This is a genomic window from Pseudomonas sp. Pseusp9, assembly GCF_059491265.1.
The window spans coordinates 1,658,510-1,685,202 of sequence record NZ_CP168500.1 but is presented as its reverse complement, the minus strand read 5'-3'; the positions used below and the strand labels follow the sequence as shown (position 1 = coordinate 1,685,202).

Sequence of the window (26,693 nt, the reverse complement as noted above, 5' to 3'; positions counted from 1 at the left end):
GCGCACTATACCGGAATTCGCCCGAAAAGGGAGCTTTTTTTATCGGAAATCCACCGGATACACCGTTGTGTCACAGCCTTTGCGAATAATCGGTCAGCCGTCTATTTTTCAAAGGCCCGGCCTTGCGGGTGATGGCGCTAAAACGGTTCACCCTTGCCGTGCAGACCGCAGGTCCCCGCACGCCTTTCCTACCCCCCGAGGATCGCTCCATGAATCAGCCCTGCTCCAGTCGAGTCAGCCGCGAACGGCGTGGTCACGTGTTCCTGATCGGTCTGGATCGGGTGGCCAAGCGCAACGCCTTTGACCTCGACCTGCTCAACGAATTGAGCCTGGCCTATGGCGAGTTCGAAGCCGACGGCGAGGCGCGCGTGGCGGTGGTGTTCGGGCATGGCGAGCACTTTACTGCCGGGCTCGACCTGGTCAATGCCAGCGTCACCCTTGCAGACGGCTGGCAAGTCCCCCCTGGCGGCTGTGATCCGTGGGGGGTGTTCGCAGGCCCCAGGGTCAGCAAGCCGGTCATCGTCGCCGCCCAGGGCTATTGCCTGACCGTTGGCATCGAATTGATGCTCGCCGCCGACATCAACCTGTGCGCCAGCAACACCCGGTTCGCCCAGATGGAGGTACAGCGGGGAATCTTCCCGTTCGGCGGTGCCACCCTGCGCCTGCATCAGGTCGCCGGCTGGGGCAACGCCATGCGCTGGTTGTTGACCGGGGATGAATTCGACGCCCGGGATGCGCTGCACCTGGGCCTGGTGCAGGAAGTCATGGCCAGTGAAGACTTGCTACCCCGCGCGGTTGAACTGGCCGAGCGGATCGCCCGTCAGGCACCGCTTGGGGTGCAGGCGACGCTGATGTCGGCGCGACAGGCCCGGTATGAAGGAGAAACCGCAGCGGCACAGGGATTGCCCGCGCTGGTCAAGAAGTTGATGGCCAGCGAGGATATCAAGGAAGGTGTGCGGTCGATGGTGGAGCGGCGGCCTGGCGTGTTCAAAGGGCTTTAGCTTTTGCAGTGGCCTTGAAGGCCCCATCGCGGGCAAGCCCGCGAAGGGGCCCGGAGAGTCAGCACAGTCATGTAGCCGGGCGAATGCACTTGATCAACGATTCCAGCGAATACCCCAACCGCGGCGCCAGCCCTTGGGCGCGGGCGATCAGGCCGTCCAGGTCCAGCTCCTGATCCAGCTCCGACGGCACGATCAGAATCACGTTGCCCTCCTTCACCGGCAGCTCCCAGTAATGTCGATGGTACAAACCGCGCAACAAGGCGGCGCCCAAGGGTTTGCCATCATCGGTGGCCCATTGATTGATGACCAGCCAGCCACCCGGATTCAATCGCTTCTGGCAGTTTTCCAGAAAACTCCAGGCCAGGTGCCCGACACCCGGACCGACATCGGTATAAAGGTCGACGAAAATCAGATCGGCCGACTCGGCAGTGTCGAGCAGCTCCAGCGCATCGCCAACGCGGATGTACAGGCGCGGATCGTCATCCAGCCCCAGGTATTCAATGGCCAGGCGCGGTACGTCCGGGCGCAGTTCAATGGCTTCGACATCTTCCAGCGGCAGGAACTTGAGACAGGCCTGAGTCAGCGTCCCGGCACCGAGGCCGAGAAACAGCGCACTTTCCGGGTGCTCGTGGCACAGCGCGCCGATCAGCATCGCCCGGGTATAGTCATATTCGAGCCAGCTTGGATCGGCAGTGAACACGCAGCTTTGCTCGATGGCATCACCGAACTCGAGAAAACGGTAATCGGCCACTTCCAGCACACGAATCACGCCGAACTCGTCCTGTACCTCGGCGAGCAGATGCTCGACGCGCTCCTCAGTCATTTCATCTCCTGATCGTCACCGGGGTCGGCGACGCGATAACACCGCGTGTAGAGAGCGGCAAAGGCGAGATTGTCGGCGAAGCGACGGGAACAGGTCACGCACTAATTTGCTGATAACATGGAGGTCCGAGCGAAAACACTAGAGACCGTGATGAGCCAACCCTGGAGCCCCGACAGCTGGCGCGCCCTGCCGATCCAGCAACAACCCCAATACCCCGACGCCGCGCATCTGCAGCAGGTCGAGCAGACCCTGGCCAGTTATCCGCCATTGGTGTTTGCCGGTGAAGCCCGGGAGTTGCGCCGTCAGTTTGCCGAGGTGACCCAGGGCCGCGCGTTTCTGTTGCAGGGTGGCGACTGCGCCGAAAGCTTCGCAGAATTCTCCGCTGCGAAAATTCGCGACACCTTCAAGGTGTTGTTGCAGATGGCGATCGTGATGACGTTTGCCGCCGGCTGCCCGGTGGTCAAGGTCGGGCGCATGGCCGGGCAGTTCGCCAAGCCGCGCTCGGCCAACGACGAAACCATCGATGGCGTGACCCTGCCCGCTTACCGCGGCGACATCGTCAACGGCATCGGTTTCGACGAAAAAAGCCGTGTGCCGGATCCTGAGCGCCTGTTGCAGTCCTATCACCAGTCCACCGCCACCCTGAACCTGTTGCGCGCGTTCGCCCAGGGCGGTTTTGCCGATCTGCATCAGGTGCACAAGTGGAACCTGGACTTCATTGCCAACTCGGCACTGGCGGAAAAGTACAGCCACCTGGCCGACCGCATCGATGAAACCCTGGCGTTCATGCGCGCCTGCGGCATGGACAGTTCGCCGCAGTTGCGCGAAACCAGTTTCTTCACCGCCCACGAAGCGCTGCTGCTGAACTACGAAGAAGCCTTCGTGCGTCGCGACAGCCTGACCAATGATTACTACGACTGCTCGGCCCACATGCTGTGGATCGGCGACCGCACCCGCCAGCTCGACGGTGCCCACGTCGAATTCCTGCGCGGGGTGAACAACCCGATCGGGGTCAAGGTCGGCCCGAGCATGAACCCGGACGACCTGATTCGCCTGATCGACGTGCTCAACCCGGACAACGACCCGGGCCGCCTGAACCTGATCGCACGGATGGGCGCGAACAAGGTCGGCGATCACCTGCCGCAGCTTATCCGCGCCGTCCAGCGCGAAGGCAGGCAGGTGCTGTGGAGTTCCGACCCGATGCACGGCAACACGATCAAGGCCAGCAGCGGCTACAAGACCCGCGACTTCGCGCAGATCCTTGGCGAGGTGAAGCAGTTCTTCCAGGTGCACGAAGCCGAGGGCAGCTATGCCGGTGGTATCCATATCGAAATGACCGGGCAGAACGTCACCGAGTGCATCGGTGGTGCGCGGCCGATTACCGAGGACGGTTTGTCGGATCGCTACCACACCCATTGCGACCCGCGAATGAACGCCGATCAGTCGCTGGAATTGGCGTTTTTGATTGCCGAGACACTGAAGCAGGTTCGGCGCTAAATCGCGTCGCGCCCTTCGCGAGCAAGCTCGCTCCCACACTGGACCGCGGCCCCCTGTGTAGGAGCGAGCCTGCTCGCGAAGAGGCCAGCTCAGTCACCATCAATCTGTGCCAATGCCACCCGCAACCTGTCCGCACTCGCCCGCGGGCAATTCAATTGCACCAGTGCCAACCCCAGCCAATCCGCCATCTGTCGCAGATTGACCGCTAATGCCAGCATCCCCTCGTCATCCAGCCCGGGCTCTTCTTCGTGCACCGCATGCACTGCCAAACGGCCAGCCGCCCGTTCGGCGCGCAGATCGACCCGTGCGGCAATCCGTTCATTGTGCAAAAACGGCAGGACGTAATAACCGTAAACGCGTTTTTCCTGCGGCGTGTAGATCTCCAGCCGGTAGCGGAAATCAAACAGCCGCTCGGTCCGGCTGCGCTCCCACACCAGCGAGTCGAACGGCGAGAGCAATGCACTGGCCGCAACTTTGCGCGGCACTTTTGGCTCGTGCAGGCAATAGGCCGGCTGTCGCCAACCCTCGATTTCGCAGGTCAGCAATTCACCGGCCTCGACCAACTCAGCCAGACGCAAGCGGCTGTCCGCAGGGTTCAAGCGGAAATAGTCACGCAAGTCCTTCTCCGTACCGACACCCAAGGCCGCTGCCGCATGCCGCAACAGGCTGCGCTGGGCGTCGTCTTCACTGAGGACAGGGTGCGCAAGAATCGCCGAAGGAATCACCCGCTCCGGCAGATCGTAGAGCCTTTCGAAGCCGCGCCGTCCGGCAACGGTGACTTCACCGGCAGCGAACAGCCATTCCAGCGCATGCTTTTCCGCGCTCCAGTCCCACCAGGGCCCGGCCCGTTCCTGACGGGTCGACAGGCTCCCGGCGCCAAGTGCGCCCTGCTCCTCGACCGAAGCCAGCACCCGGCGAATCGTGTCTTGCTGTTCACGGCCAAAACGCGCCAGCTGCTGATAAATGTCTTCGCCACGGCTCGCACGCTGCATGCGCCAGCGCATCAATGGGTACATGGAAAGAGGCAGCAACGAGGCTTCATGGCCCCAGTACTCGAATAGTGTTCGTCTTCGGCCCTGACTCCAGGCCGCCTGGTCGAGCAAATCGGAAGAGTAATTGCCGAGGCGGGAAAACAGCGGAAGGTAGTGCGAACGCACCAATGCGTTGACCGAATCGATCTGCAAAATGCCCAGCCGTTCGATCAGGCGATTGAGCGCAACAGCCTTGATCGCCGCTGGCGGCTGCCGCCCGTTGAACCCTTGGGCGGCCAGCGCCAGACGCCGAGCCTGATTGAGGGTAAAGGACAATGTTGCGGGCATGGGCATCTCCTTGTCTGCTCGCAACCTACCTCACCGGTAAGGAGTTTGTGTAGCGTGGCTTTCATCAATTAATTATCGGGTCATTTATGCATCGGATCATTCCAGAACGGTTTGATCGACTCGTTCTCCACATCCGCACGGCTCATGCCGATGTCCTTGAGTGCTTCGTCGCTCAAGCTCGCCAGCAGTTCGCGCTCGCGATGCAGTTCGTACCAGCGGCCGACCTTGTGCAGCAGATCGGAAATCAGGTGAATCGAGTGTTTTTCTGCACCATGGAACTCGTGATGACCTTTCATCTTGTTGCCCTCCGTTTGGATGGCTCCAGTCTCGCGCCGGGTCTAAGATCAATCCAACGAATGTTTCTGATGTCACATATCTCGGAGATTGATGGATGTCCGCCTACCCGAGTATCGATACCGAAGTGTTGCGCACCTTCGTCGCCATCGCCGACCAGGGCGGCTTTACCCGCGCCGGCGAAATGGTCAACCGCACCCAGTCAGCCGTCAGCATGCAGATGAAACGACTGGAAGAAGATGTGCTGCAGCGCCAGTTGTTCCAGCGCGACGGGCGGCAGGTGCGACTGACGGCCGAAGGCCAGGTGTTGTTGGGTTATGCCCGGCGGATCCTCAAGCTGCACAGTGAGGTCTTCAATACCCTGCGTGAACCCGACATGGTCGGCACAGTGCGCATCGGTACGCCGGACGATTATGTGATGCGATTCCTCCCGGGGATTTTGCGCCGATTTGCCCAGTCCTACCCGCTGATTCAGATAGAAGTGCACTGCGAATCATCGAAACAGCTGTTGATGCGACAGGATCTGGACCTGTCCATCGTCACCCGCGAACCGGGCAGCGAAATCGGCCAGCTGTTGCGCAAGGAGCGCTTTGTCTGGGCCGAGGCGCAATGCTACAGCGCTCACGAGCAGACGCCGCTGCCGCTGGCGATGTTCAACAGTGATTGCTTCTGCCGCCAGTGGGCCTGCAATGCCCTGGATGCCCAGGGGCGCGATTACCGGGTGGCGTACAACAGCGACAGCCTGTCGGCGATCATGGCGGTGGTCAGCGCCGGCCTGGCAGTCACCGCGCAGCTTGAAAGCCTGATCACCGCAGACATGCGCATCCTCGGTGAAGCCGAAGACCTGCCGCTGCTGCCCGAGGCCAGCATCATGCTCGTGCGCAACCTGCATAACCCGTCACCGATCACCGAATGCCTGGCCGAACACATCGTTGAAGGCTTCAAACTTTGAAGGCCAGGGTCACCGCACACGCCACCAGATAGCCGCAGAACAACCCGCGCAGCAGCCGCTCCGGTATGGCATGGGCAATCTTTACCCCCCAACTGATGCTGAGCAGTCCGCCAACCGCCAAGGGCACGCCGATCCACCAGTCCACCTGATGGTGCACGGCATAAGTCACCAACGTCACACCGGTACTCGGCAGCGCCAGGGCCAGGGACAGCCCTTGCGCCACCACCTGGCTGGCCCCGAACACGCTGGTCAGCACCGGAGTCGCCACCACGGCTCCGCCGACGCCAAACACGCCGCCCATGGTGCCGGACGCTGCACCGAGTACACCCAGCCATGGCCACCCGTGATTAATCTGCGAAGCCGCCGGGGCGCCAGCGCAGAACATGCGTGCCAGGTTAAGGGCCGATAGTGCAACAAGGAACCCGACAAACCCTGAACGCATGGTTTGCGCATCAATGCCCACGGCCCACATCGAACCGAGCCAGGCAAAGCTCAAGCCCATCGTTGCCAAGGGCAGCGCATGACGCAGTTCGATCCGGTTGCGCTGCTGATAACGCCACAGCGCCAGCATCACGTTCGGCACCACCATCACCAACGCCGTGCCCTGGGCTATCTGCTGATCGAGCCCGAACAGCACGCCCAGCAACGGAATGGCAATCAAGCCGCCGCCGATGCCAAACAAACCGCCAAGGGTGCCCAGGGCGGCGCCGAAGGCCAGATACATCAGAAACTCAATCACCGCCAATTCCTCCTCGCGTCACACTATCGATCCTACGCAGTTGCTTCTGGTGCGGAAACGCACAGCGACGCACAATGGCTGTGCCGAACTCGCACAAGCACAGACCTGCCATGAACCCCAATCAACTGACCGACCAACTGGCCTTGTTCCTTGATGTATTGGAAACCGGCAGTTTTTCCGCCGCCTCGCGCCGTCATCCGCTGACCCCTTCGGCCGTGGCAAGGCGTATCGACAGCCTGGAAAACGCGGTCGGCAGTCAGTTGTTCATCCGCAGCACCCATGCGGTACGCGCCACCCCGGCGGGATTGGCCTTTGCCGAGCGAGCACGGCGGATCGTCGCCGAGTTGCGCCTGGCGCGGGCCGAAGCCGTTTCCTTGAGCAGCGCGCCGGAAGGTCTGATCCGTATCGATGCGCCGGCAGCCTTCGGGCGCCGGCATCTGGCACCAGTGATTGCCGACTTCCTCATGCTCTATCCGGGGCTCGATGTGCAATTGCACTTGATCGACAGTTTCGTCGACATGCAGGGCCAGAACCTTGGCAAGGTCGATCTGGTGCTGCGCGCCGGGCAATTGGCCGATACCCGGCTGGTCGCCACGCCACTGGCGAGCATGGTGCGTATCGCTTGCGCCAGCCCTGATTATTTGCGGCGTCGCGGCGTGCCGACCGATCCGTCACAGCTGACCGAACACGACGGACTCGACTGGGATGGCCTGGCCCCGCTTTTCGCCTGGCGTTTCGAGCAGGACGGGCAAATGCAATTGCACCGGCCGGCGCGGGTCCGCATGAGCGCCAACAATGCCGAGGCGCTGGTATGCGGCGCATTGGCCGGACTGGGTATCGCGCACCTGCCAACCTGGCTGGCCAGCGAATACCTGCTGCGAGGTGAATTGCTGCCGCTGTTCTGCGACAGCGGCCTGCCGAAACCGGAAAGCGCCGGCATCTATGCCTTGCGCCTGGAACAACAACCCAACTCCCGCAGCCGCTTGTTGCTGGAGTACCTGAAAACCCGCTTCAGCCCGGTTCCGCCCTGGGATCTGGTGCTGCAAACCCATTTGCAACGGCACTGATCAGAATTATCTGGCGCATTAAAGATTCGCCCGCTAGATTCTCAGGATCACAGATCAAGGCTTCGACATGACCACCGAGCGCAACACCCCGGACAACTGCGACCACCTGCTGCTGGACAATCAGGCCTGCTTCGCACTGCATTCCACTTCGCTGATGATGACCAAGGTCTACAAACCCTTGCTGCAAGCGCTGGGCCTGACCTACCCGCAATACCTGGCGATGATGGTGTTGTGGGAACGGGACGGTTTGACCGTAGGCGAAATCAGCACGCGGTTACTGACCGACCCTGGCTCGTTGACGCCGCTGCTCAAGCGCCTGGAAGCCGAAGGCCTGCTCAGCCGAACCCGCAGCCGTGAAGACGAGCGCGTGGTGATCGTCGAGCTCACCGAACAGGGTCGGGCACTGCGCGACAAGGCCCGCGATATTCCCCAATGCATCCTCGGCGCCAGCGGGATGACGCTGGAGCGCCTGCAAAACCTGCAAGCGGAACTGCAAGCGCTGCGCAGCCACCTGCAAGACAGCCTGTAATTTCAGGCCCCTTCTGTAGGAGCGAGCCTGCTCGCGATTGCAATGTCACATTCAACATTGATGTTGCCTGACATACCGTAATCGCGAGCAGGCTCGCTCCCACAGTAGTTCTGCGGCCCATCGGAAAATCGGGTTCGCCCCCTCCTCCTGAAAAAAATCCAGCCTGAAAAATCCCCCGCCGAATGCTCTAACTCGACGCTTCCAGCCAAAACAGTTTCGCCGCCCTTTGGTTTTTTTCAAACTTTCTTGAAAATTTATATTGCGCACTAAACATTTGCGCGATACATTTATTTCGCACTTACTTAGCGCGCAAACATTTAGCGCAAACAACCAGAACCCTGAACGAGGCTTTCACCATGCAAACTCTCTACACCGCAATCGCAACTTCCACCGGTGGCCGTGACGGTCGTGCGGTTTCCAGCGACAACATCCTCGACGTCAAACTCGCCACTCCGAAAGAACTCGGCGGTGCGGGCGGCGCAGCCACCAACCCCGAGCAACTGTTCGCCGCCGGCTACTCCGCCTGCTTTATCGGCGCCCTGAAATTCGTGGCCAGCCAGACCAGGCGCAGCATCCCGAACGACGCGTCGATCACCGCCCACGTCGGCATCGGCCAGATCCCCGGTGGCTTCGGTCTGGACATCGACCTGCACATCAGCCTGCCGGGTCTGGAACAAGCCGATGCACAGGCACTGGTTGACGCAGCCCACCAGGTCTGCCCGTACTCCAACGCCACCCGTGGCAACGTCGATGTGCGCCTGCACGTGACCGTCTGACCGCCAACCACTCAGGCCCGAACAGGAAACGAACATGAACACTTTCAGCAAAGTCTTGACCGGTACCCTTCTCGCCCTGTCGATCAACGGCGCATTCGCGGGTGATGGCGTTGAACACAACACCCAGGCGTTCCTCGATGTGCTGAATGCCGGTACCGGCAAACCGCTTGAACAGCTCGGCCCGAAAGATGCCCGCGCCGTGCTGGTGGGCGCGCAGGCCGGGGTGAAGCTGACACTGCCAAAGGCCGATGTCAGCCAGAAGACCATTCAGGTCGACGGCCAACCGCTAAGCCTGACCATCGTCCGGCCGGCCGGGGTCAAGGGTGAGCTGCCCGTGTTCATGTTCTTCCATGGCGGCGGCTGGGTACTGGGGGATTTCCCGACCCACGAGCGGCTGGTGCGTGACCTGGTGACGGGTTCTGGAGCGGCGGCCGTATTCGTGAACTACACGCCATCACCGGAAGCGCATTACCCGGTGGCGATCAACCAGGCTTACGCGGCGACCCGATGGGTGGCCGAGCACGGTAAAGAGATCAACGTCGATGGCAAGCGTCTGGCGGTGGCCGGCAACAGTGTCGGCGGCAACATGGCGGCCGTGGTCGCGCTGATGGCCAAGGACAAGGGCACACCGGCGATCAGATTCCAGGTGCTGTTGTGGCCGGTGACTGATGCCAACTTCGAAACCGCGTCCTACAACCAGTTTGCCGAAGGGCACTTCCTCACCAAAAATGCGATGAAGTGGTTCTGGGACAACTACACCACCGACGCCAATCAGCGTAACGAGATCTACGCCTCCCCTCTGCGTGCGACCACCGCCCAGTTGAAGGGATTGCCACCAGCGCTGGTGCAGACCGCCGGTGCCGATGTGCTGCGCGATGAAGGCGAAGCCTACGCCCGCAAACTGGACGAGGCTGGTGTGCCGGTCACTGCGGTTCGCTACAACGGCATGATCCACGACTACGGCTTGCTCAACGTGGTGAGCCAGGTGCCAGCGGTGCGTTCGGCGATGTTGCAGGCGTCTGAAGAACTGAAACAACACCTGAAGAAATAACACCGCCCCACCCTGTACCCTGTAGGAGCGAGCTCGCTCGCGATGGACGCCCAGACAACGCGGGCATTCAGATTTCCCGCGTTATCGTTAACGTCCATCGCGAGCGAGCTCGCTCCTACAGGGTCATGTTTCGTTCAGGCAAAAAAAAGCCCGACTCAATGGTCGGGCTTTTTCATTACTCAAGCAGTGCTTATTTGGCACGGCCTTTGTAGGAACCGCCTTCGCGGGTATCAATCTCGATCATGTCGTCGATATTGATGAAGTCAGCAACCGACAGCTCGGTACCGTTCTTCAGTTTGGCAGGCTTCATCACCTTGCCGGAAGTGTCGCCGCGAGCGGAACCTTCGGTGTAGGCAACCTGACGCACGATGGTGGTCGGCAGTTCTACGGAAACCAGACGGCCTTCGAAGAACACGGCTTCGCAAACGTCGGTCATGCCTTCTTCAACGAACGGCAGAACGGCTTCGATGTCTTCGGCGTTCAGCTCGTACATGGTGTAGTCGGTGGTGTCCATGAACGTGTAGGAGTCACCGCTGATGAAGGACAGGGTCGCTTCTTTGCGATCCAGGATCACGTCGTCCAGCTTGTCGTCCGCACCGTATACGGTTTCGGTCTTGTAGCCGGTCAGCAGGTTCTTCAGCTTGGTCTTCATGATCGCGCTGTTACGACCGGACTTGGTGAATTCAGCTTTCTGAACCAGCCAAGGATCGTTGTCGATACGGATCACGGTACCGGGTTTGAGTTCTTTACCAGTTTTCATTGCGAATATCCGAATTTGGATGGGATTTACAAAAATCTAGGCCGCGTATCATATCCAATTTCCATAAAACTGTACCAGCGCCGTGGCAAGATCCGCCTGCAAGGCCTGTTCCAGACACCACACCTCGGCGTGTTTTTCCAGCTCTGGCCAGTGTTTACGGGTGAATTGCCAGTGGTCGGCCATTTTCTCACCGGCGTTCCACGCCCGCCACAGACCGCTGATCGCTTCCCGCGCAGGGTCCGAAAGCCCCTTTACATAGAGTTCGAGGAAGGCTTCGAGCTTGTCCAGATGGATATCTTCTTCCTGCCGGTAAATGTGCCACAAAAATGGCCGGCCCGCCCATTGGGCGCGCACAAAGGAGTCTTCGCCGCGCACGCCATTGAAGTCGCAGCACCACAGCAGTCGGTCGTATTGGTCCTGGCGGACGAATGGCAGCACTTGCACGGTCAAGGCCTCACGCACATGCACGGCACCCGCCGCCAACCCCTCCACACCGAGCCAACGCTCGACGTCACCGAGAATCCGCCCTTCCGGCACCAGCAGATGAGTGGGCGTCGAATCGCCTGCCATCGCCTCGAGCCAGCTGGCCAGCCCGGTGTTTTCGTAGGCAAACAATGAGATCAACTGCGCGCCGGGCGCACGATCAACTCCCAAACCTTGCAGGAACTCCTTTTGAGCCTGCGGGTCTTGCTGAAATTGCCGACGACGCTCAAGCAACCCACGCTCCCGTATCAACCCGCCCGTGCCCTTCTGGAACCCCGGAAAGAAAAAGAACTTCTGGACGCTTTTGTACTTCACCGAGGGCAGACCGTGACAGCCGATCACCCAGCCCTCGGCGCTCAGGTAGTCGAGGTTCATCCACAGCGGCGTCTTTTCCCTTTCGGCCATGGCGTCCATATAAGCGCTCGGCAATTGGCAGGCGAATGCGGCGATCACCACATCGGCGGCTTGCGTCGGCTGCCACTCGGCTGGCCATTGCCGAACTTCGACGCCTTGCTGCCACTGCTGCGCAGCGTGGATGTCGATTTCCGGGCAAAGGCGCTCGAATGCTCGCAGATCATCGACCCATAGACGTACCGCCAGCCCATGTTCGGCCACCAGTTGCCGGGCCAGTCGCCAGGTCACGCCGATGTCGCCGAAGTTATCGACCACGGTGCAAAAAATATCCCAGCGGGTTTTCAATTCAGGCATTCCAGGCTCCCGTTGGCAAAGGCGCCGATTGTCCGCATAAATTACCCCGTGCAGAAGAGCCGACGGCGATTATTCTTCATGCGACAATCAGCGCTCGCCAGTGACCTTTCGCCAGGAGGCAACCATGCCCCACCGTCCCAGTCCGCGCCGATCCTTCCCATTTCGCCTGAGCGCCCTGCAGTTGACCGGCAGCATCGCCCTCGGCATGTGGCTGGGATTCATTGCCATTGTGCTGACTTGCTGGCTCGCTTCGCGCCTGCTTTTCAGCGAACAACTGGCACCTGTAGCGGCGGCTGTGGAGCAACTGGCCAAACCACCGGTGGTGGTTCAACCGGTACCGGACATTCCGCCCCAAAGCCCGCTGTTCGAGCAATACGAAGAAAACCTGCGCAAGAACGAGCAGCAGCAACGGCTCGATCAGGCCCGCAGCAGCAGTCGCAACCTGTCCAACCCAAGCTGTCAGTTCTGGTTGCAACAGGACCGGACCGCACCCAGCGAAAAAAGCCGCACCAACGTCCTGCAATTTTGCGATTGATCATGAATAAACACAGCGTCCACCAACTAATTCTCGACCGGCTGCGGATCGATCTCGACATCGCCGAACGGGCCGCGCAAACCGCTTACGAAACGGCGACCCATGAAGAAAACATCGCCGAGAACAAGTACGACACCCTGGGACTGGAGGCGTCGTATCTCGCGGCGGGACAAGCCAGAAGGGTCGAGGAGATTCGCCAGTCACTGACCCTTTGCCAGAACCTGGCCCTGCGCCCGTATGACGATCAGCGGGGCATCGAAGTGGGTGCGCTGCTCGGGCTCGAGGACGAAAAGGGGCGCGAACAATGGCTGTTTCTCGCCCCCGATGCCGCCGGGCTGAAGGTCGATCTGGTGGGGCAACTGATAACCGTCATCACCCCGCGCTCGCCGCTGGGCAAAAGCCTGCTGGGCAAGTTCGCGGGCGATGAGGTGGAAATCATGGTGGCGGGTGCTCGGCAACAGTTCGCTGTCACCGAGGTGGTCTAGGACTCTCTATCAGTGAACGGGCAGTTCGACGCCGTCGAACAGCTCTTCCAGTTCCTGCTTGTTGTGGCATTGAATGGCCTTGGCCATGACTTCGCGAGTCAGGTGCGGCGCGAACTTCTCGATGAAGTCGCACATGAAACCCCGCAGGAAGGTGCCGCGACGGAAGCCGATCTTGGTGATGCTGGACTCGAACAACTCACTGGCATCGAGCACGACCAGGTCACTGTCGAGTTTGGGATCGACGGCCATTTTCGCCACGATGCCCACGCCCAGCCCCAGGCGAACATAGGTCTTGATCACGTCGGCGTCGGCAGCGGTGAACACGACTTTTGGCGTCAGGCCACGATGGCTGAACGCTTCGTCGAGTTTCGAACGGCCGGTAAAACCGAACACGTAGGTCACGATCGGGTATTCGGCCAGCGCTTCGAGGGTCAGTTTCGACAACTTGGTCAACGGATGGCCCTGAGGCACGACCACACAACGGTTCCAGCGATAGCACGGCATCATCACCAGATCGCCGAACAGTTCGAGCGCCTCGGTGGCAATGGCGAAATCCACGGTGCCATCAGCGGCCATTTCGGCGATTTGCATCGGCGATCCCTGGTGCATGTGCAGGGCAACGTCCGGGTATTGCTTGATAAAATTGCTGATCACCGGTGGCAACGCATAACGTGCCTGGGTGTGGGTGGTGGCAATCGACAGGGTGCCTTTCTTCTCATTGGAGAATTCCTGGGCGATCTGCTTGATGCTTTCAACCTTGCGCAGAATCTCGCCAGCGGTGGTGATGATGCGTTCACCGGCCGGGGTAACCCGGGTCAGGTGCTTGCCACTGCGGGCAAAAACCTCGACGCCCAGTTCATCTTCCAGCAGACGGATCTGTTTGCTGATGCCCGGTTGAGAGGTGTAAAGGCTTTGGGCTGTAGCGGAAACGTTGAGGTCGTGGTGCGCCACTTCCCAGATGTAGCGCAATTGTTGAAGCTTCATATGAATCCCTCAAAGCAGGTAGACGCCACGGGCATCAGCGACGGTATATAACTATATTAATGGCATGAAGAATAAATCTAGAACTTTTTTATCAGGCTGCCACTATTCGTGTTCTAGAGATCCCCTTGGCGGCGACGTTGCACCAGCGGCACCAGATAGACCGGCACCTTGGACAGTTGCAACACACGGGCGGCGGTTCGGCCCAAAGGCGTTTCCGCACCGGCACCATGGCTGTGACTTCCTACGATCAACAAATCCACGGAGAGTTTCTGCGCCTGGTCCAGAATCACCTGCGATGGGTCGCCCTGCAGTACCCGTACCGCCTGAATCCGCTCCAGGTCGTGCTCCCCTTCATCCCCCAGTTCCTCACGAAAACTGTCGAGCACCCGTTGTTCGATACTGGCAATCACGGTATTCAGGCCCTGGCTGTGAAACTCATTCAGCGCCTGCTCATCGAGATAGCTTTGCAGCACCGATTCGGCAAACAACCCCATGGGTTCAACCGCATGCACGACATACAGATTGGCATTGAAGGTCCGGGCCAGCTCCAGGGCATGCTGCATCACCACGGGCGCGTACAGGCCAAGGTCTGTGGCATACAGCATCGAACGAATCATATGACCTCCTCAACTGCCAACATGGCGGAGATTTGATTCAGCTTAGCAGTGCCTTGGCGACTGCGACGTCCGGCGCAACGTATTGAATGGCGGGCTTAAACCTTTTGCTCGTTGCTTATGCCATGGGGCACGTGACCGGTGGCGACGACTTCACGGGCCAATTCACAGTGGCCGGCCTGATCGTCGAAAAACACATCGGCCGCAAAGGCTTCGAGAAAGGCTGACTTGGTCAGGCCGCCAAGGAACAGCGACTCATCGAGACGGATGTCCCATTCGCGCAACGTGCGAATGACCCGCTCATGGGCCGGCGCCGATCGCGCCGTGACCAGCGCGGTGCGGATCGGACAGGCGTCCTCCGGGAACTCACGCTGCAACAGATTGAGGGCCGCAAGAAAGCCCTTGAACGGCCCTCCGCGCAACGGCTCGCGGGCGGCCTCACGCTCGCTGGCCTGGAACGCTTCCAGACCACCGGCCTGATAGATGCGCTCCGACTCATCGGAAAACAGCACCGCGTCTCCGTCGAAGGCAATGCGCAACTCGTCGCTGGCCGCACGGCTGGCACCACCCGACAGAATGGTCGCTGCGGCGAAACCGGCGTCCAGTGCACTGCGTACGTCTTCGGCATGGGTCGAGAGAAACAGGTCGCAGCCAAAGGCCTTGAGGTAGGGATACGGACTGCGCCCGCCGACAAACGCCGCACGGGAAATCGCCAGCCCGTAATGGTCAATCGAGTTGAACACCCGCAGCCCGGTGTCGGCGCTGTTGCGCGACACCAGAATCACCTCGACCCGGGCGCGACCGAGACGGTTGTTGAGGTTCAGGAGTTTCTGCACCAATGGAAAGGCATCGCCGGGCTGGAGGATTTCATCTTCGTGTTCGATCTGATACTGCCGGTAGGCTTCGACGCCGCTCGACAGATAGACCTTGTGGCTTTCGCTCAGGTCGAACAGCGCCCGCGAAGAAATCGCCAGCACCAGCTTGTCGTCAATTGTCTTCGGCATGCCCTTCCCCCTCAGGTCGGTCGACTCAGGTGTTGCGTCGATCAATGAAACTCAAGCTGTGATACAAGGCCTCCACGCGCGGCATTTCACACCCCGCGGCCTTGGCTGCCGCCAGTGGCCGGGCGTAGATTGCGGCCAGCTCCAGCGGCCGCTTGTGCAGGTAATCGTGGTACATGCTCGGCCAGTAGTCGGGCATTTTTTCGGTCACCATGAACAAATGCTCGGCATACCCCGCCGGTACATCGTGCCCGCACGCGACCGCGCCTTGCACCACTTCGGCCATCAGTGCCTTGATCAGTTCGCGACTGCCGGCATCCGCCATCAACGGTGTGGTGCTCGCTCCCAGCAAAACCGATAGCCCGTTGTAAGGGATATTCCAGACCAGTTTTTGCCAACGCGCCTGATGCAGATTCGCCATGGCCTGGGAATCGACGCCAGCACTGCGGAACAGACCGACACCCTCCTCGACAATTGCACTGCGCGTCGGCCCATCGGCGGGACCGCTGTGATAACCGACATGCACCGCGCCCAGCGCCTGATGAGTGATGACGCCCGGCGCCTCGCGATGGACGCAGATGTAGCAGAGTCCGCCAAGCACATGCAGCGAATCGGGGAGCAACTCGCGCAGGCTGTCTTCAACATCCAGGCCATTCTGTAACAGCAGTACCTTGGCGTTCGGTGCCGCCGCCTGCAGGATGGCGGGTGCCAGGCCTGCATTGCTGGTGGTTTTCGCGCCCACCAGCAGCCAGTCGCAGGGCGGCATGTCTTCAGCGTTCGAATAGGCCTGCACCGGGTTCAACGTCAGTGCGCCATGGGGCGCGCTGTCGACTCGCAACCCATGCCCGGCCACCGCGGAGAATTCGCTGCGCAGCAGAAAATGCACATCAAAACCGGCACGCGCCAGCATTACCCCGTAGAAACCGCCGATTGCGCCAGTCCCTATAATGCCGATCGTCGGCCTGGCAATTGTCCCCATCATGGCAACTCCTCTGCTGTTCGACCCAGCGCCTGGCGCACGGCCCGATTGAGCTCGGTGCCGGTCAGACGCGATTTCAGTGCTCCGAAGAATTCGCCGTCGCGCACAACAAACAGCGCCGGCAAGTGAAAGACCTGATAACGCTCGACCACCCCGCCGTTATTGCCGGCATCGATCCAGCACAGACGATCGACCACCAGATCGAGTGCCGGCAATTGCTCGCGGGCAAACCGGCAACCGGCGCAGCCGACACTGGTGAAAATAACCAGCGATACACCGCTCATCGCCAGCAGCCGTTGGTCGGCGTCGAAATCGGTCAGTTCCAATTCGACCACTATACTGGGGGAAACAATGTCAGATGGCCGACACATGGAGTCTGTGTTCATGGGACGTTTTATTCCTCACCCTGACGATGTGCCCGTCGAATTAACGTTGCTGAAACCTGAGTGTATTTCGCGACGACAGCTGCACACTATCAGTCTCGGGGGCATGGCTTGCAATTATCACCGCGCGTGGCGCTACGGCACGGCACTGGAAGTGCGCATGCCGACCGTGAACCCGGACATGCGCTATCTGGGCTATGTCGCCTGGTGCCTGCGACGCAAACGCGGTTATCTGGTGGGCATCGCCTTCGTGGATGAACAAACACTGTTCAGCGCCCGAATGGGCGAACAAGTGTGCCAGATCGAGCGCTACTGCCGCCTGCATGACGCCCACGACGATTTGCAGGATATCCAGGCCCTCGCCCTGGAATGGGTCCAGGAGCATGCCGACGAGTTCTCTCAGGAATCGGTGCGCAAGGCTTTTGCCGAGCCTGTGCCGGATTAGGGACATAACCGAAGGGTTTGCCGGTCACGGTGGGGGAAACTGACCGGGAATGGCCCCTAAACCGGTGTCTGCCCATTGTCGAGCCACGGTGTAACGCGCTAAGGTTCAGCTCCCCGACGCGCTTAATTTGCTGTGCTCCGCCGCGCGGGTTCGCTGGCGGCCGGCACCCGTGACCTGACGAGTAAACGATGGCTGATTTACCGATCAACGACCTAAACGTCGCCTCCAACGAGACACTGATCACTCCCGATCAGCTCAAGCGCGATATTCCCCTGAGCGACGCCGCACTGCGCACCGTCACCAAGGGCCGCGAAGTCATTCGCAACATTCTGGATGGCACCGACCACCGCCTGTTCGTCGTCATCGGGCCTTGCTCGATCCATGACATCAAGGCCGCCCACGAATATGCCGACCGCCTGAAGGCTCTCGCTGCCGAAGTGTCCGATACCCTGTATCTGGTCATGCGCGTGTATTTCGAGAAACCACGTACCACCGTCGGCTGGAAAGGCCTGATCAACGACCCGTACCTGGATGACTCGTTCAAGATCCAGGACGGCTTGCACATCGGTCGCCAGTTGCTGCTGGACCTGGCCGAAAAAGGCCTGCCAACCGCCACCGAAGCCCTCGACCCGATCTCCCCGCAATACTTGCAGGACCTGATCAGCTGGTCGGCCATCGGCGCGCGCACCACCGAATCCCAGACTCACCGTGAAATGGCGTCCGGCCTGTCCTCGGCCGTTGGCTTCAAGAACGGCACCGATGGCGGTCTGACCGTGGCGATCAACGCCTTGCAGTCGGTTTCCAGCCCGCATCGCTTCCTGGGTATCAACCAGGAAGGCGGCGTGTCGATCGTGACCACCAAGGGCAACGCCTACGGTCACGTGGTGCTGCGCGGCGGCAATGGCAAGCCGAACTACGATTCGGTCAGCGTTGCGCTCTGCGAGCAGGCGCTGAACAAGGCGAAGATCAAGCCGAACATCATGGTCGACTGCAGCCACGCCAACTCCAACAAGGACCCGGCCCTGCAACCGCTGGTGATGGAAAACGTCGCCAACCAGATCCTCGAAGGCAACAAATCGATCATCGGCCTGATGGTTGAAAGCCACTTGAACTGGGGTGCGCAGGCAATTCCGAAAGACCTCGCCGACCTGCAATACGGCGTGTCGATCACCGACGCCTGCATCGACTGGACCGCGACCGAAAACACCTTGCGCAGCATGCATGCCAAGCTCAAGGATGTGCTGCCCAATCGCGACCGCAGCTGATCGCCTGATCGGCCGCACAAAAAGCGCAGACAAAAAAACGCCGGGCAGAACCCGGCGTTTTTTCATGCATTCGTTTTATTGAAGGTCACTGGCTCAGCTTGGCCGCATGCCGCTGGTGACGCTCCATGTAGCGCTCGACGTAGGAGCACGACGGAATGACGGTGTAGCCCATTTCCTCAGCGTACTCCAGCGCCTTCTCGGTCAAGGCTGCTGCAATACCGCGACCACGCAATGCGTTGGGCACGAAGGTGCGATAGATATCCAGGGTCTGCTTCCCCAGATCCATATAGGTCAGATAGGCACGATGACCGTCCACAATGGTCTCGAACTGATGACCAGCCTGGTCATGGTGGATGGACAACGCCTCGCTCATCACTACTCCTCGCGGGTCTGGATTTCCGACCCCTACCTTACCGATGTTTTTCCGGCGAAGGAACATCTACGCCACCCCGTGCCTGAATCGACACCGAGAAGAGCTGCACCGATCTCGCGCTACCGGGCACGTACAAATAGTAGGCACCATTGACAGAAATGCTCAAGGTGCGCTCGTCATCATGCAGGTTGGCGGGTGCTGCTCCGGATCACGCAGGAAAGGCTCGACCGAAGGTCACTCCAGGTCGATAGCCTGAACATTGCCGGATGTTGAGACTTAAGACGAGCGTCCGCTGTTAAAGTCACCTGAACATCGAGAAAGATATTGCGAGGCGCTCCGCAAAAGCCGAACAAAAGTGTAGACGAATCCATATAGGCGGACTTTAGCCAGACGGGAAAAAGAGCGCTGTGCCGAAGGAACTTTTTCTCGCCAGTTCGCTCAGCCACGGGCCTTGCAGCTGGATATTTTTTAAACAGTTCAGTTAAAAGTTGCTCGAAAAAGAATCAACGCCTACAATTTTTTTTGCTTCTTGCGTCACGTCAGTTTTACTTACTACAAGTAATGGGTAGTATGTACGCCGGCTATTTCCTCAATCGGAGGAGATAGCTACTTAATAGAAAGTCCTTGAAGGGGAACACGATGAACAACGTTCTGAAATTCTCTGCTCTGGCCCTGGCCGCAGTTCTGGCTACCGGTTGCAGCAGCGCATCGAAAGAAACCGAAGCACGTCTGACCGCTACTGAAGACGCAGCTGCTCGCTCCCAGGCTCGTGCAGACGAAGCTTACCGTAAAGCTGATGAAGCTCTGGCTGCTGCTCAAAAAGCACAACAGACTGCTGACGAAGCTAACGAGCGTGCTCTGCGCATGCTGGACAAAGCTAGCCGCAAATAATAATCCTTCGGGGTTGTTATCAAGCCGATCCATTTTTTGGGTCGGCTTTTTTATTGCCCGGGGTTTCTCCAGGCAATAAAAAACCCGTCGACGCAGTCTGCGCCGACGGGTTCCTTGCAAGCGTTACTGCATCGGGTCGATCGGCGTGCTCGACACCATCGGTGCGACGCTGTTGCCCGGCACGGCGATCTCCACCGGCAGGCCGTCTTCCGCGGCAACTACATCACGCACCACATCCCAGTTCATGCGCAGGTTGTTGGTGATGTCTTCACGCTTGAGCATCGCATTGATGACCGCAGTGTGCTTGTCGACCACCGACGGGTTGCCCTTGTCGTCCAGTGGCGTATGCGCCTCCAGATAGACCTTGCCGCCACTCATGCCGAACTTGTACGGGTCATTGATGATTCGTACCGACGTACCGACCGGCACCATGCCCGCCATTTCCAGCACGTTGTTGTTGAACATGCGGAAGCAACCGTGGCTGGTGCGCATGCCGATACCGAATTTCTTGTTCGAGCCGTGGATCAGGTAGCCCGGAGTGCCCAGGGTGAACTTGAACGGCCCCAGCGGGTTGTCAGGACCGGCCGGCACGACATTGGGCAGCGGATCACCGTCTGCCGCGTGCTCGGCCTTGATCGAAGCCGGAGGCGTCCAGGTCGGGTTAGGTGTCTTGGCGGTGATGCTGGTGTGGGCAATTGGCGAGCCCCAGCCTTCACGACCAATACCCAGCGGGAACGTGTACACCACGTTCTTGCCTTTCGGGTAGTAGTAGAGGCGGTACTCGGCCAGGTTGATCACGATACCTTCACGCGGGCCTGGTGGCAGGATGAAGCGGGTCGGCAGAATGATTTCCGTGCCGGCGCCAGGCAACCATGCATCGACACCCGGGTTGGCCGCGACCATTTCCGTGTAGCCCAGATCGTAGGCAGTACCAAGGTCGGCGAAGGTATCTTCGTACTTGGCCTTGATCACCTGCACCTGGCCGATGATGTCCTCACCGGGCGGTGGCAGGGGAAACTCCAATGCTGCAACGGGACCGGCCACAAACAGGGCGGCAAGAGTCAGGCAGCGGGTGACGGCAGGAAAGCGCGACAACATCCGGAAAATCCTTCGCATGATCAACTGAGATATAAGAAAGCGATTGTACACCGCTGTCTGTTATTTCGGGGAGATCAGCCGATTGCAGGCGATGCAAGGTGATATTGCGGCTGTCCGCGGTCCTGTGTGGGAGCGAGCCTGCTCGCGAAGGCCATGTGGCAGGCGGCGTGGATTTTTGAGGGTGTACATATCCATTGCTGCGGTAACGGCCACTTAGGGTTCCGCTTTTACAGCGGGTTACTTGGAAAAGCGGAGCGCCGCCCGGCCCCAAGTAACCAAGGGCTCTTGCCCCTTTCGTTCGGTGCCTCGCCAAGGCTCGGCATGCCCTCGCTCCGGTCCTGCTCCGTGGGCCCGCCGCGATCGGCCATCCATGGCCGTACGCGGCTAACCCGGCATCCATGCCGGGTTGCCCACTGCGCAGAACCGGAACGAAGCCTCTCGAGGGGGCAAGCAGATCAAAAGCCAAAGCAAAAGCAAAAGCGAGGCGGCCTACCGGCCGGCCTGATCGCGATTGAACGCGTCTCCCTGTAGGAACGAGCCTGCTCGCGAAAAACGCCGGGACACCGCGGGCATTCAGACCGCCCGCGTCATCGTTGACGTCCATCGCGAGCAGGCTCGCTCCTACAGGGCCGAGCGTTAGCTCGCCTGCCGCTCTTGATCTTGATCCACCCGCCCCCTCGGCAGGCTGAGCGGAGGTGTTTATCCGGGGACTGGCGCGCAGCGCCGTTCGACGCAGTCGAACCCATTGCATGTAGGTCGCGCGAAGCCGACCGGAGGGCAATGCCCCCGGATGAATACCGGAGCGAAGGAACCCCGAGCCCTGGCGAGGGGCCGGACGTTCGGGGCGAGCGTTTTTTTGCTTACTTTTTTTAGGCGCTTGTAAAAAAAGTGAGTCGCCGTCAGGGCGAAACCATAAGTAGCCGTTACCAAAATAATGGATATGTACTCAGTCAGGCCGCCTTCGCGAGCAGGCTCGCTCCTACAGAACTCAGGCACAAAAAAGGCGACCCGAAAGCCGCCTTGATACGTTACTGCCCGAATTGCCGCCCCAGGCCACCCGGCACACCGTGGATGTCAGTCTCCTCCCAAGGCCCCTTCGGACTAATCGACCGGCTCCAGCCGTTGTCCCAGCGATAATAGGTACGCTGGCGATAGAAGGTATTGGGCTGGTCATCCAGCACATAGACCCCAAGCTTCGGATCCCAATGGCTGTTGCCCCCCGGTGGCGGCGCGAAGCTGGCCGAGGTACGTGGCAGCGGTTTTGCAGGCTTGGCCGGTGTGGCTGGCTTGCCCGGCACCGTCGACGGCACGGGCTTGGCACCCGGCTGCGACGGCGGGATCGGCGGTGGTGCCTCACGCTCCGCTGGTTGCTGGACCGCACAAGCGCTTAACCCCAAAACAACGCTGAGCAGGGTGATACGAGCGAATGCGGTCATGATTGCGTTTTCCTGTTATTTGTCCGGGCTGTCGATGGTCAGTGTTTGCGGCGCGGTGGTGCTGCTGGCCAGGGGCTGGCTGCGACCGATCCATTCGCCAGCGGTAGGTTTGCCGGCACGGGAAATACGCGCAACCAGTTGGACTTCAGGGAAGTTCGACAGTTTCAATTGCGGCATCATCGCGTCGGCATCACCCAGTTCGACGGTCACCGGCAGGTCGGCCACGGTCATGCGCTTGACCGCCAACGGGGCCGGAGGACCGGAGATCGCACGGGCAAAGATGAACACGCTGTCACCGGGCTGGACCTTGGCCTTGAGGTCCGCCGCCAGATCGACGCTAACCTTGAGCAATGCCGAGGCCTTGGCCGCCGGTGCCTGCGCAACCTTGCCACCACTGGCCACCAGCTTCTGCGTAGCCCGGACAATCCCGCCTTGCAGCGCCTCGCGGGATTTGTCGTCCGGCGGCAACTGCGTCAGCAGACGATTCCAGTAATCGATAGCGTCCTGATAACGCTCACCCTCAAACGCAGCGATACCGAGCAGACCAAGGCTGGTGACTTCCTTCGGATCAGCCTTGAGCGCTTCGTCGGTCAGGGCCTGGATCTTGTCCGACCACTTTTTGCCATCGGCGAAGTACTGGGCCTGGGCCCATTGGCCAAGCAGCTCGGGCTGACGACCGGCCAGGTTCACCGTGCGCTCGAACATCTTCGCCGCATCCGCCGGGCGATCCTGAGCCAGGTAGGTGCGACCGAGGAAGTACGTGCCTTCGGCGGAATCCGGTTGAGCGGCGACCGCACGCTCCAGGCGCTGGGTCATCTCTTCCATCGACTTGGGTGCCTGGGAGAATTCGCGGGTCAGTTCGACCTTGTCGCTGGCACCGAAATGCAGATACAGGCCCAAGCCCAACACCGGCACCAGAATGGCCGCCAGCAACGGCAAGGGTTTGCCCAGGCGCGAGACCTGCGGCGCTTCGACGCCTTCGGTGTCCGCCAGCAACTCACGGGCGGCTTCGGCACGACCGGCGTCCATTTGCGCGGCATCGAGCACGCCCTCTTCCTGCTGAGTCTGCAACTCAGCCACGCGCTCCTGATAAAGCGCCACGTTCAGGGCGGTACGATCCTCTTCACGCTGGGCGCGACGGCTGCGCAGCACCGGGATCAACAGAAAACTCAGGGCAACCAGAAGCAGCAGACCTGCAGCGAGCCAGAAATCAATCATTCTTGGTGTTATCCAACAGGTGGTCGAGGCGCGAGCGCTCCTCGGCAGAAAGCGAGTCCGGAGTGTCGGCACGTTGCACGCGACGACGGCGCACGATCACCGCGATGATCACGACACCGCCGAGCAACAAGCCGGCGGGGCCGAACCAGAGCAAGGCGGTCTTGGCATTGAGGGCCGGTTTGTAGCGGACGAAATCACCGTAGCGGTCGACCATGAAGTCGATGATCTGCTGGTTGTCCTTGCCCTCGCCGAGCATGCGAAAAATTTCTTTGCGCAGGTCGGCGGCAATTGGTGCGTTGGAATCGGCGATGTCCTGATTCTGGCACTTGGGGCAACGCAGCTCTTTGGTCAGCTCGCGAAAACGCTCACGATCACCTTCCTTGGCAAACTCGTAGGTGTCGATGGCCGCGTGGGCCACGCCCGCCATACTCAAGCCCAGAACAGCCGCAGCGATCCAGCGCCTCATGGCTTCACCTCGTCGACCAGCGCCTGATACTTGGCCGCCAGTTTTTCGCGCCAGACCTGCTCGTCGATCACACCGACGAACTTGTCACGGATAACCCCTTTGGCGTCGATGAAGAAGGTTTCCGGCGCGCCGTAGACACCGAGGTTCAGACCCAGCGAGCCTTGGTCGTCACGGATATCCAGCGCATACGGGTTATGAAAATCCGTCAACCACTTCAAGGCATCGGCGTTGGTGTCCTTGTAGTTGATGCCATAGATCACCACGCCCTGTTGAGCCAGTTTGTTCAACACCGGGTGCTCGACCCGGCAGGAAATGCACCAGGTGCCCCAGACATTGACCAACGCCGGTTTACCCAGAATGTCAGCCTTGGTGAGGGTCTTGTCGCCCTGCACCGCCGGCAGGGAAAACTCCGGGAACGGCTTGTCGATCATCGCCGAGGGCAGCTCGGCCGGGTCGAGGTACAACCCGCGGTAAAGAAACACGGCAACCACCAGAAAAATCGCCAGTGGCAACAACATCAACCAACGCTTCATGCAGTGGCTCCCGACATGCCCAGTGCTTCGCGCACGCGGCTTTTTACCTTGACCCGATAACGCCGATCCAGCGCCGCCAGCAACCCGCCTGCACCTGTCAGCAAACCACCGAACCAGATCCAGCGCACGAACGGTTTGACGTGCACGCGCACCGCCCAGGCACCGTTATCCAGCGGTTCACCGAGGGCGACGTAGAGGTCGCGGGTGAACCCGGCGTCGATCCCGGCTTCGGTCATCACCGAGTTCTGCACGGTGTACAGGCGTTTTTCCGGATGCAGCACGCTGACTTCCTTGCCGTCGCGGATCACCCGGATGGTGCCCTTGTCGGAAGTGAAGTTCGGACCTTCGAAGTGTTTGGCACCTTCGAAGATGAAGTGATACCCCGCCAGGTCCATGGACTCGCCAGGCGCCAGGCGCAGGTCACGCTCGGCACTGTTCTGGCTCGACAGCACGACTCCCAGCGCACACACGGCGATGCCCAGGTGCGCGATCTGCATGCCCCAGTAGCTGCGGGTCAGGGTAGGCAGGCCCTTGATCAGGCCCTTGTGTCGGGTCTTGTCGAAGATGTCACGCACACCGGCCAGCAGCACCCAGGCGGCAAGCATGAAGGTGGCGAGCACTGCCCAGTTGAAATCGCCGTATGCGACGCCAGCCACCACGGCCATGGCGGCACTGCCCAGCAAGACCGGCGTCAGCATGCTCGCCAGCCATTTCACCGGGGTGTCTTTCCAGCGCACGATCACACCGACCGCCATCACCACCATCAGCAATGCCATCAGCGGAATGAACAGCGCGTTGAAATACGGCGGGCCGACCGACAGCTTGGCGCCGGTCATGGCGTCCAGAATCAGCGGGTACAAGGTGCCGAGCAGAATCATCGACGCCGCCACCACCAGCACCAGGTTGTTGCCCAGCAACAGCGTCTCCCGGGACCAGAGGTTGAAGCCCACCTGGCTCTTGACCACCGGCGCGCGCAGGGCGAACAGCGTCAACGAACCACCGACCACGAACAGCAGGAAAATCAGGATGAACACCCCGCGCTCCGGATCGGACGCAAAGGCGTGCACCGACGTCAGCACGCCGGAACGCACAAGGAAAGTCCCCAACAGGCTCAGCGAGAACGCAGCGATGGCCAGCAACACGGTCCAGCTCTTGAACACGCCACGTTTTTCCGTAACCGCCAACGAGTGAATCAGTGCGGTGCCCACCAGCCATGGCATGAACGAGGCGTTTTCCACCGGGTCCCAGAACCACCAGCCGCCCCAGCCGAGCTCGTAGTACGCCCACCACGAACCCAAGGTAATGCCGATGCCGAGGAACGCCCAGGCGACGATGGTCCACGGACGCGACCAGCGCGCCCACGCGGCATCCAGGCGACCGCCCATCAGCGCGGCGATGGCGAAGGCGAAGGCCACCGAGAAGCCGACGTAGCCCATGTACAGCATCGGCGGGTGCACGATCAGGCCGATGTCTTGCAGCAACGGATTGAGGTCGGCACCGTCGCCAGGCACTTGCGGCAAGATGCGCTTGAACGGGTTGGAGGTCATGATCAGGAACAGCAGGAAACCGGTGCTGATCATGCCCATCACCGCCAGCACGCGGGCCAGCATGACCTGTGGCAACTGCCGGGAAAACACCGACACCGCGAAGGTCCAGCCGCCGAGAATCAAGGCCCACAGCAGCAAGGAACCTTCGTGGGCGCCCCACACGGCGCTGAACTTGTAGTACCACGGCAACGCGCTGTTGGAGTTGTTGGCCACATAGGCCACGGAGAAGTCATCGACCATGAAGGCGTAGGTCAGGCAACCGAAGGCAAACACCAGAAAGGTGAACTGCCCCCACGCGGCCGGCTGGGCCAGGCTCATCCACAGACGATCACCGCGCCAGGCACCGAGCAGCGGTACCACGGCCTGGGCCAGGGCGAAGCACAGGGCCAGGATCATCGCCAGATGACCCAGTTCGGGAATAAAGATGCCGGATGTCATGGA

30 protein-coding genes are annotated in these 26,693 nt (G+C 60.4%); 12 read left to right on the top strand and 18 right to left on the bottom strand.

What is annotated here, in order from left to right; all coding sequences use genetic code 11:
• Window positions 1-209 precede the first annotated feature (209 nt).
• Window positions 210-1,001 carry a crotonase/enoyl-CoA hydratase family protein gene (locus tag ACEN8E_RS07645; protein WP_495592076.1) on the top strand — a complete coding sequence of 264 codons (792 nt, stop codon included), beginning with the start codon at window positions 210-212 and terminating at the stop codon, window positions 999-1,001.
• A 67-nt stretch (window positions 1,002-1,068) separates the two neighbouring features.
• Here the strand turns inward: ACEN8E_RS07645 and ACEN8E_RS07640 are convergent, their stop codons facing one another.
• Complete coding sequence (locus ACEN8E_RS07640) at window positions 1,069-1,824, bottom strand: spermidine synthase (protein ID WP_495592075.1); 756 nt, start codon at window positions 1,822-1,824, stop codon at window positions 1,069-1,071.
• 150 nt (window positions 1,825-1,974) lie between these two features.
• On the opposite strand from ACEN8E_RS07640, the gene ACEN8E_RS07635 reads away from it, so the two are divergent.
• Complete coding sequence (locus ACEN8E_RS07635; protein WP_495592074.1) at window positions 1,975-3,321, top strand: class II 3-deoxy-7-phosphoheptulonate synthase; 1,347 nt, start codon at window positions 1,975-1,977, stop codon at window positions 3,319-3,321.
• 89 nt (window positions 3,322-3,410) lie between these two features.
• Here ACEN8E_RS07635 and ACEN8E_RS07630 read toward each other — a convergent pair whose 3' ends face one another.
• Window positions 3,411-4,640, bottom strand: coding sequence for a winged helix-turn-helix domain-containing protein (locus tag ACEN8E_RS07630; RefSeq protein ID WP_495592073.1), 1,230 nt, complete (start codon window positions 4,638-4,640; stop codon window positions 3,411-3,413).
• 80 nt (window positions 4,641-4,720) lie between these two features.
• Complete coding sequence (locus ACEN8E_RS07625) at window positions 4,721-4,936, bottom strand: DUF1127 domain-containing protein (RefSeq protein WP_429370902.1); 216 nt, start codon at window positions 4,934-4,936, stop codon at window positions 4,721-4,723.
• Between the two features lie 95 nt (window positions 4,937-5,031).
• Between ACEN8E_RS07625 and ACEN8E_RS07620 the strand changes: the two genes are divergently transcribed.
• A complete protein-coding gene (locus tag ACEN8E_RS07620; protein WP_008017199.1) occupies window positions 5,032-5,886 on the top strand; it encodes a LysR substrate-binding domain-containing protein in 855 nt (284 codons plus the stop codon).
• Here the strand turns inward: ACEN8E_RS07620 and ACEN8E_RS07615 are convergent.
• Window positions 5,876-6,625 carry a sulfite exporter TauE/SafE family protein gene (locus ACEN8E_RS07615; RefSeq protein WP_495592072.1) on the bottom strand — a complete coding sequence of 250 codons (750 nt, stop codon included), beginning with the start codon at window positions 6,623-6,625 and terminating at the stop codon, window positions 5,876-5,878. The two genes, ACEN8E_RS07620 and ACEN8E_RS07615, sit on opposite strands and share 11 nt — an antisense overlap.
• 110 nt (window positions 6,626-6,735) lie before the next feature.
• Here ACEN8E_RS07615 and ACEN8E_RS07610 point away from each other — a divergent pair, with 110 nt between their 5' ends.
• The 4 genes from ACEN8E_RS07610 (at window position 6,736) to ACEN8E_RS07595 (ending at window position 10,048) form a co-directional block, all read left to right on the top strand.
• The gene (locus ACEN8E_RS07610) at window positions 6,736-7,692 is read left to right on the top strand and encodes a LysR family transcriptional regulator (protein ID WP_495592071.1); all 957 of its coding nucleotides are present in this window, start codon (window positions 6,736-6,738) and stop codon (window positions 7,690-7,692) included.
• A gap of 67 nt (window positions 7,693-7,759) precedes the next feature.
• Window positions 7,760-8,221, top strand: coding sequence for a MarR family winged helix-turn-helix transcriptional regulator (locus ACEN8E_RS07605; protein WP_495592070.1), 462 nt, complete (start codon window positions 7,760-7,762; stop codon window positions 8,219-8,221).
• Between the two features lie 356 nt (window positions 8,222-8,577).
• Window positions 8,578-8,997: an organic hydroperoxide resistance protein gene (locus ACEN8E_RS07600; RefSeq protein WP_056727109.1), complete on the top strand. Its 420-nt coding sequence runs from the start codon at window positions 8,578-8,580 to the stop codon at window positions 8,995-8,997.
• Window positions 8,998-9,031: 34 nt separating this feature from the next.
• Window positions 9,032-10,048 (top strand): alpha/beta hydrolase, encoded by a 1,017-nt coding sequence (locus ACEN8E_RS07595; RefSeq protein WP_495592069.1) that lies wholly within the window; start codon window positions 9,032-9,034, stop codon window positions 10,046-10,048.
• Window positions 10,049-10,238: 190 nt separating this feature from the next.
• Here ACEN8E_RS07595 and ACEN8E_RS07590 read toward each other — a convergent pair whose 3' ends face one another.
• Window positions 10,239-10,808 carry an elongation factor P gene (locus ACEN8E_RS07590; RefSeq protein WP_007983530.1) on the bottom strand — a complete coding sequence of 190 codons (570 nt, stop codon included), beginning with the start codon at window positions 10,806-10,808 and terminating at the stop codon, window positions 10,239-10,241.
• Between the two features lie 48 nt (window positions 10,809-10,856).
• Window positions 10,857-11,999 carry an elongation factor P maturation arginine rhamnosyltransferase EarP gene (earP, locus tag ACEN8E_RS07585; RefSeq protein ID WP_495592068.1) on the bottom strand — a complete coding sequence of 381 codons (1,143 nt, stop codon included), beginning with the start codon at window positions 11,997-11,999 and terminating at the stop codon, window positions 10,857-10,859.
• A gap of 124 nt (window positions 12,000-12,123) precedes the next feature.
• Here earP and ACEN8E_RS07580 point away from each other — a divergent pair, with 124 nt between their 5' ends.
• Window positions 12,124-12,534, top strand: a complete 411-nt coding sequence (locus ACEN8E_RS07580; protein WP_495592067.1) for a hypothetical protein — start codon at window positions 12,124-12,126, stop codon at window positions 12,532-12,534.
• Window positions 12,535-12,536: 2 nt separating this feature from the next.
• Complete coding sequence (locus ACEN8E_RS07575) at window positions 12,537-13,019, top strand: GreA/GreB family elongation factor (protein ID WP_085715325.1); 483 nt, start codon at window positions 12,537-12,539, stop codon at window positions 13,017-13,019.
• Window positions 13,020-13,028: 9 nt separating this feature from the next.
• Here the strand turns inward: ACEN8E_RS07575 and cysB are convergent, their stop codons facing one another.
• The 5 genes from cysB to ACEN8E_RS07550 form a co-directional block, all read right to left on the bottom strand.
• On the bottom strand, window positions 13,029-14,003 hold the full coding sequence (cysB, locus tag ACEN8E_RS07570; RefSeq protein ID WP_008023282.1) for an HTH-type transcriptional regulator CysB: 975 nt from the start codon (window positions 14,001-14,003) through the stop codon (window positions 13,029-13,031).
• A 113-nt stretch (window positions 14,004-14,116) separates the two neighbouring features.
• Complete coding sequence (locus tag ACEN8E_RS07565) at window positions 14,117-14,620, bottom strand: universal stress protein (protein ID WP_008023285.1); 504 nt, start codon at window positions 14,618-14,620, stop codon at window positions 14,117-14,119.
• 95 nt (window positions 14,621-14,715) lie between these two features.
• Window positions 14,716-15,621, bottom strand: a complete 906-nt coding sequence (locus tag ACEN8E_RS07560; RefSeq protein ID WP_495592066.1) for a 5'-nucleotidase — start codon at window positions 15,619-15,621, stop codon at window positions 14,716-14,718.
• Window positions 15,622-15,646: 25 nt separating this feature from the next.
• Window positions 15,647-16,600, bottom strand: coding sequence for a putative 2-dehydropantoate 2-reductase (locus ACEN8E_RS07555; RefSeq protein ID WP_495592065.1), 954 nt, complete (start codon window positions 16,598-16,600; stop codon window positions 15,647-15,649).
• The gene (locus ACEN8E_RS07550) at window positions 16,597-16,983 is read right to left on the bottom strand and encodes a thioredoxin family protein (protein WP_495592064.1); all 387 of its coding nucleotides are present in this window, start codon (window positions 16,981-16,983) and stop codon (window positions 16,597-16,599) included. Before ACEN8E_RS07550 ends, ACEN8E_RS07555 begins: the two co-directional genes overlap by 4 nt.
• On the opposite strand from ACEN8E_RS07550, the gene ACEN8E_RS07545 reads away from it, so the two are divergent.
• Window positions 16,982-17,425: a PilZ domain-containing protein gene (locus tag ACEN8E_RS07545; protein ID WP_495592063.1), complete on the top strand. Its 444-nt coding sequence runs from the start codon at window positions 16,982-16,984 to the stop codon at window positions 17,423-17,425. The genes ACEN8E_RS07550 and ACEN8E_RS07545 overlap by 2 nt on opposite strands.
• A 188-nt stretch (window positions 17,426-17,613) precedes the next feature.
• A complete protein-coding gene (locus ACEN8E_RS07540; RefSeq protein WP_495592062.1) occupies window positions 17,614-18,690 on the top strand; it encodes a 3-deoxy-7-phosphoheptulonate synthase in 1,077 nt (358 codons plus the stop codon).
• An 85-nt stretch (window positions 18,691-18,775) separates the two neighbouring features.
• On the opposite strand, the gene ACEN8E_RS07535 is transcribed toward ACEN8E_RS07540, so the two are convergent.
• Window positions 18,776-19,063, bottom strand: coding sequence for a GNAT family N-acetyltransferase (locus tag ACEN8E_RS07535; RefSeq protein WP_057397257.1), 288 nt, complete (start codon window positions 19,061-19,063; stop codon window positions 18,776-18,778).
• Window positions 19,064-19,702: 639 nt separating this feature from the next.
• Here ACEN8E_RS07535 and oprI point away from each other — a divergent pair.
• On the top strand, window positions 19,703-19,954 hold the full coding sequence (gene oprI, locus ACEN8E_RS07530) for an outer membrane lipoprotei OprI (protein ID WP_003199355.1): 252 nt from the start codon (window positions 19,703-19,705) through the stop codon (window positions 19,952-19,954).
• Between the two features lie 123 nt (window positions 19,955-20,077).
• Here the strand turns inward: oprI and ACEN8E_RS07525 are convergent, their stop codons facing one another.
• From ACEN8E_RS07525 to ACEN8E_RS07500, 6 genes are all read right to left on the bottom strand, one after another.
• A complete protein-coding gene (locus tag ACEN8E_RS07525; protein ID WP_008023297.1) occupies window positions 20,078-21,052 on the bottom strand; it encodes a L,D-transpeptidase family protein in 975 nt (324 codons plus the stop codon).
• A gap of 1,028 nt (window positions 21,053-22,080) precedes the next feature.
• Window positions 22,081-22,488 carry a hypothetical protein gene (locus ACEN8E_RS07520; RefSeq protein ID WP_495592061.1) on the bottom strand — a complete coding sequence of 136 codons (408 nt, stop codon included), beginning with the start codon at window positions 22,486-22,488 and terminating at the stop codon, window positions 22,081-22,083.
• Between the two features lie 15 nt (window positions 22,489-22,503).
• Window positions 22,504-23,706 (bottom strand): c-type cytochrome biogenesis protein CcmI, encoded by a 1,203-nt coding sequence (gene ccmI, locus ACEN8E_RS07515; RefSeq protein ID WP_495592060.1) that lies wholly within the window; start codon window positions 23,704-23,706, stop codon window positions 22,504-22,506.
• Window positions 23,699-24,172, bottom strand: coding sequence for a cytochrome c-type biogenesis protein (locus tag ACEN8E_RS07510; RefSeq protein ID WP_495592059.1), 474 nt, complete (start codon window positions 24,170-24,172; stop codon window positions 23,699-23,701). Before ACEN8E_RS07510 ends, ccmI begins: the two co-directional genes overlap by 8 nt.
• On the bottom strand, window positions 24,169-24,705 hold the full coding sequence (locus tag ACEN8E_RS07505; protein WP_495592058.1) for a DsbE family thiol:disulfide interchange protein: 537 nt from the start codon (window positions 24,703-24,705) through the stop codon (window positions 24,169-24,171). The genes ACEN8E_RS07510 and ACEN8E_RS07505 overlap by 4 nt, the downstream gene beginning before the upstream one ends.
• Entirely contained in the window at window positions 24,702-26,690 is a 1,989-nt protein-coding gene (locus ACEN8E_RS07500; RefSeq protein WP_495592057.1) for a heme lyase CcmF/NrfE family subunit, read from the bottom strand. Before ACEN8E_RS07500 ends, ACEN8E_RS07505 begins: the two co-directional genes overlap by 4 nt.
• Window positions 26,691-26,693: the final 3 nt, after the last annotated feature.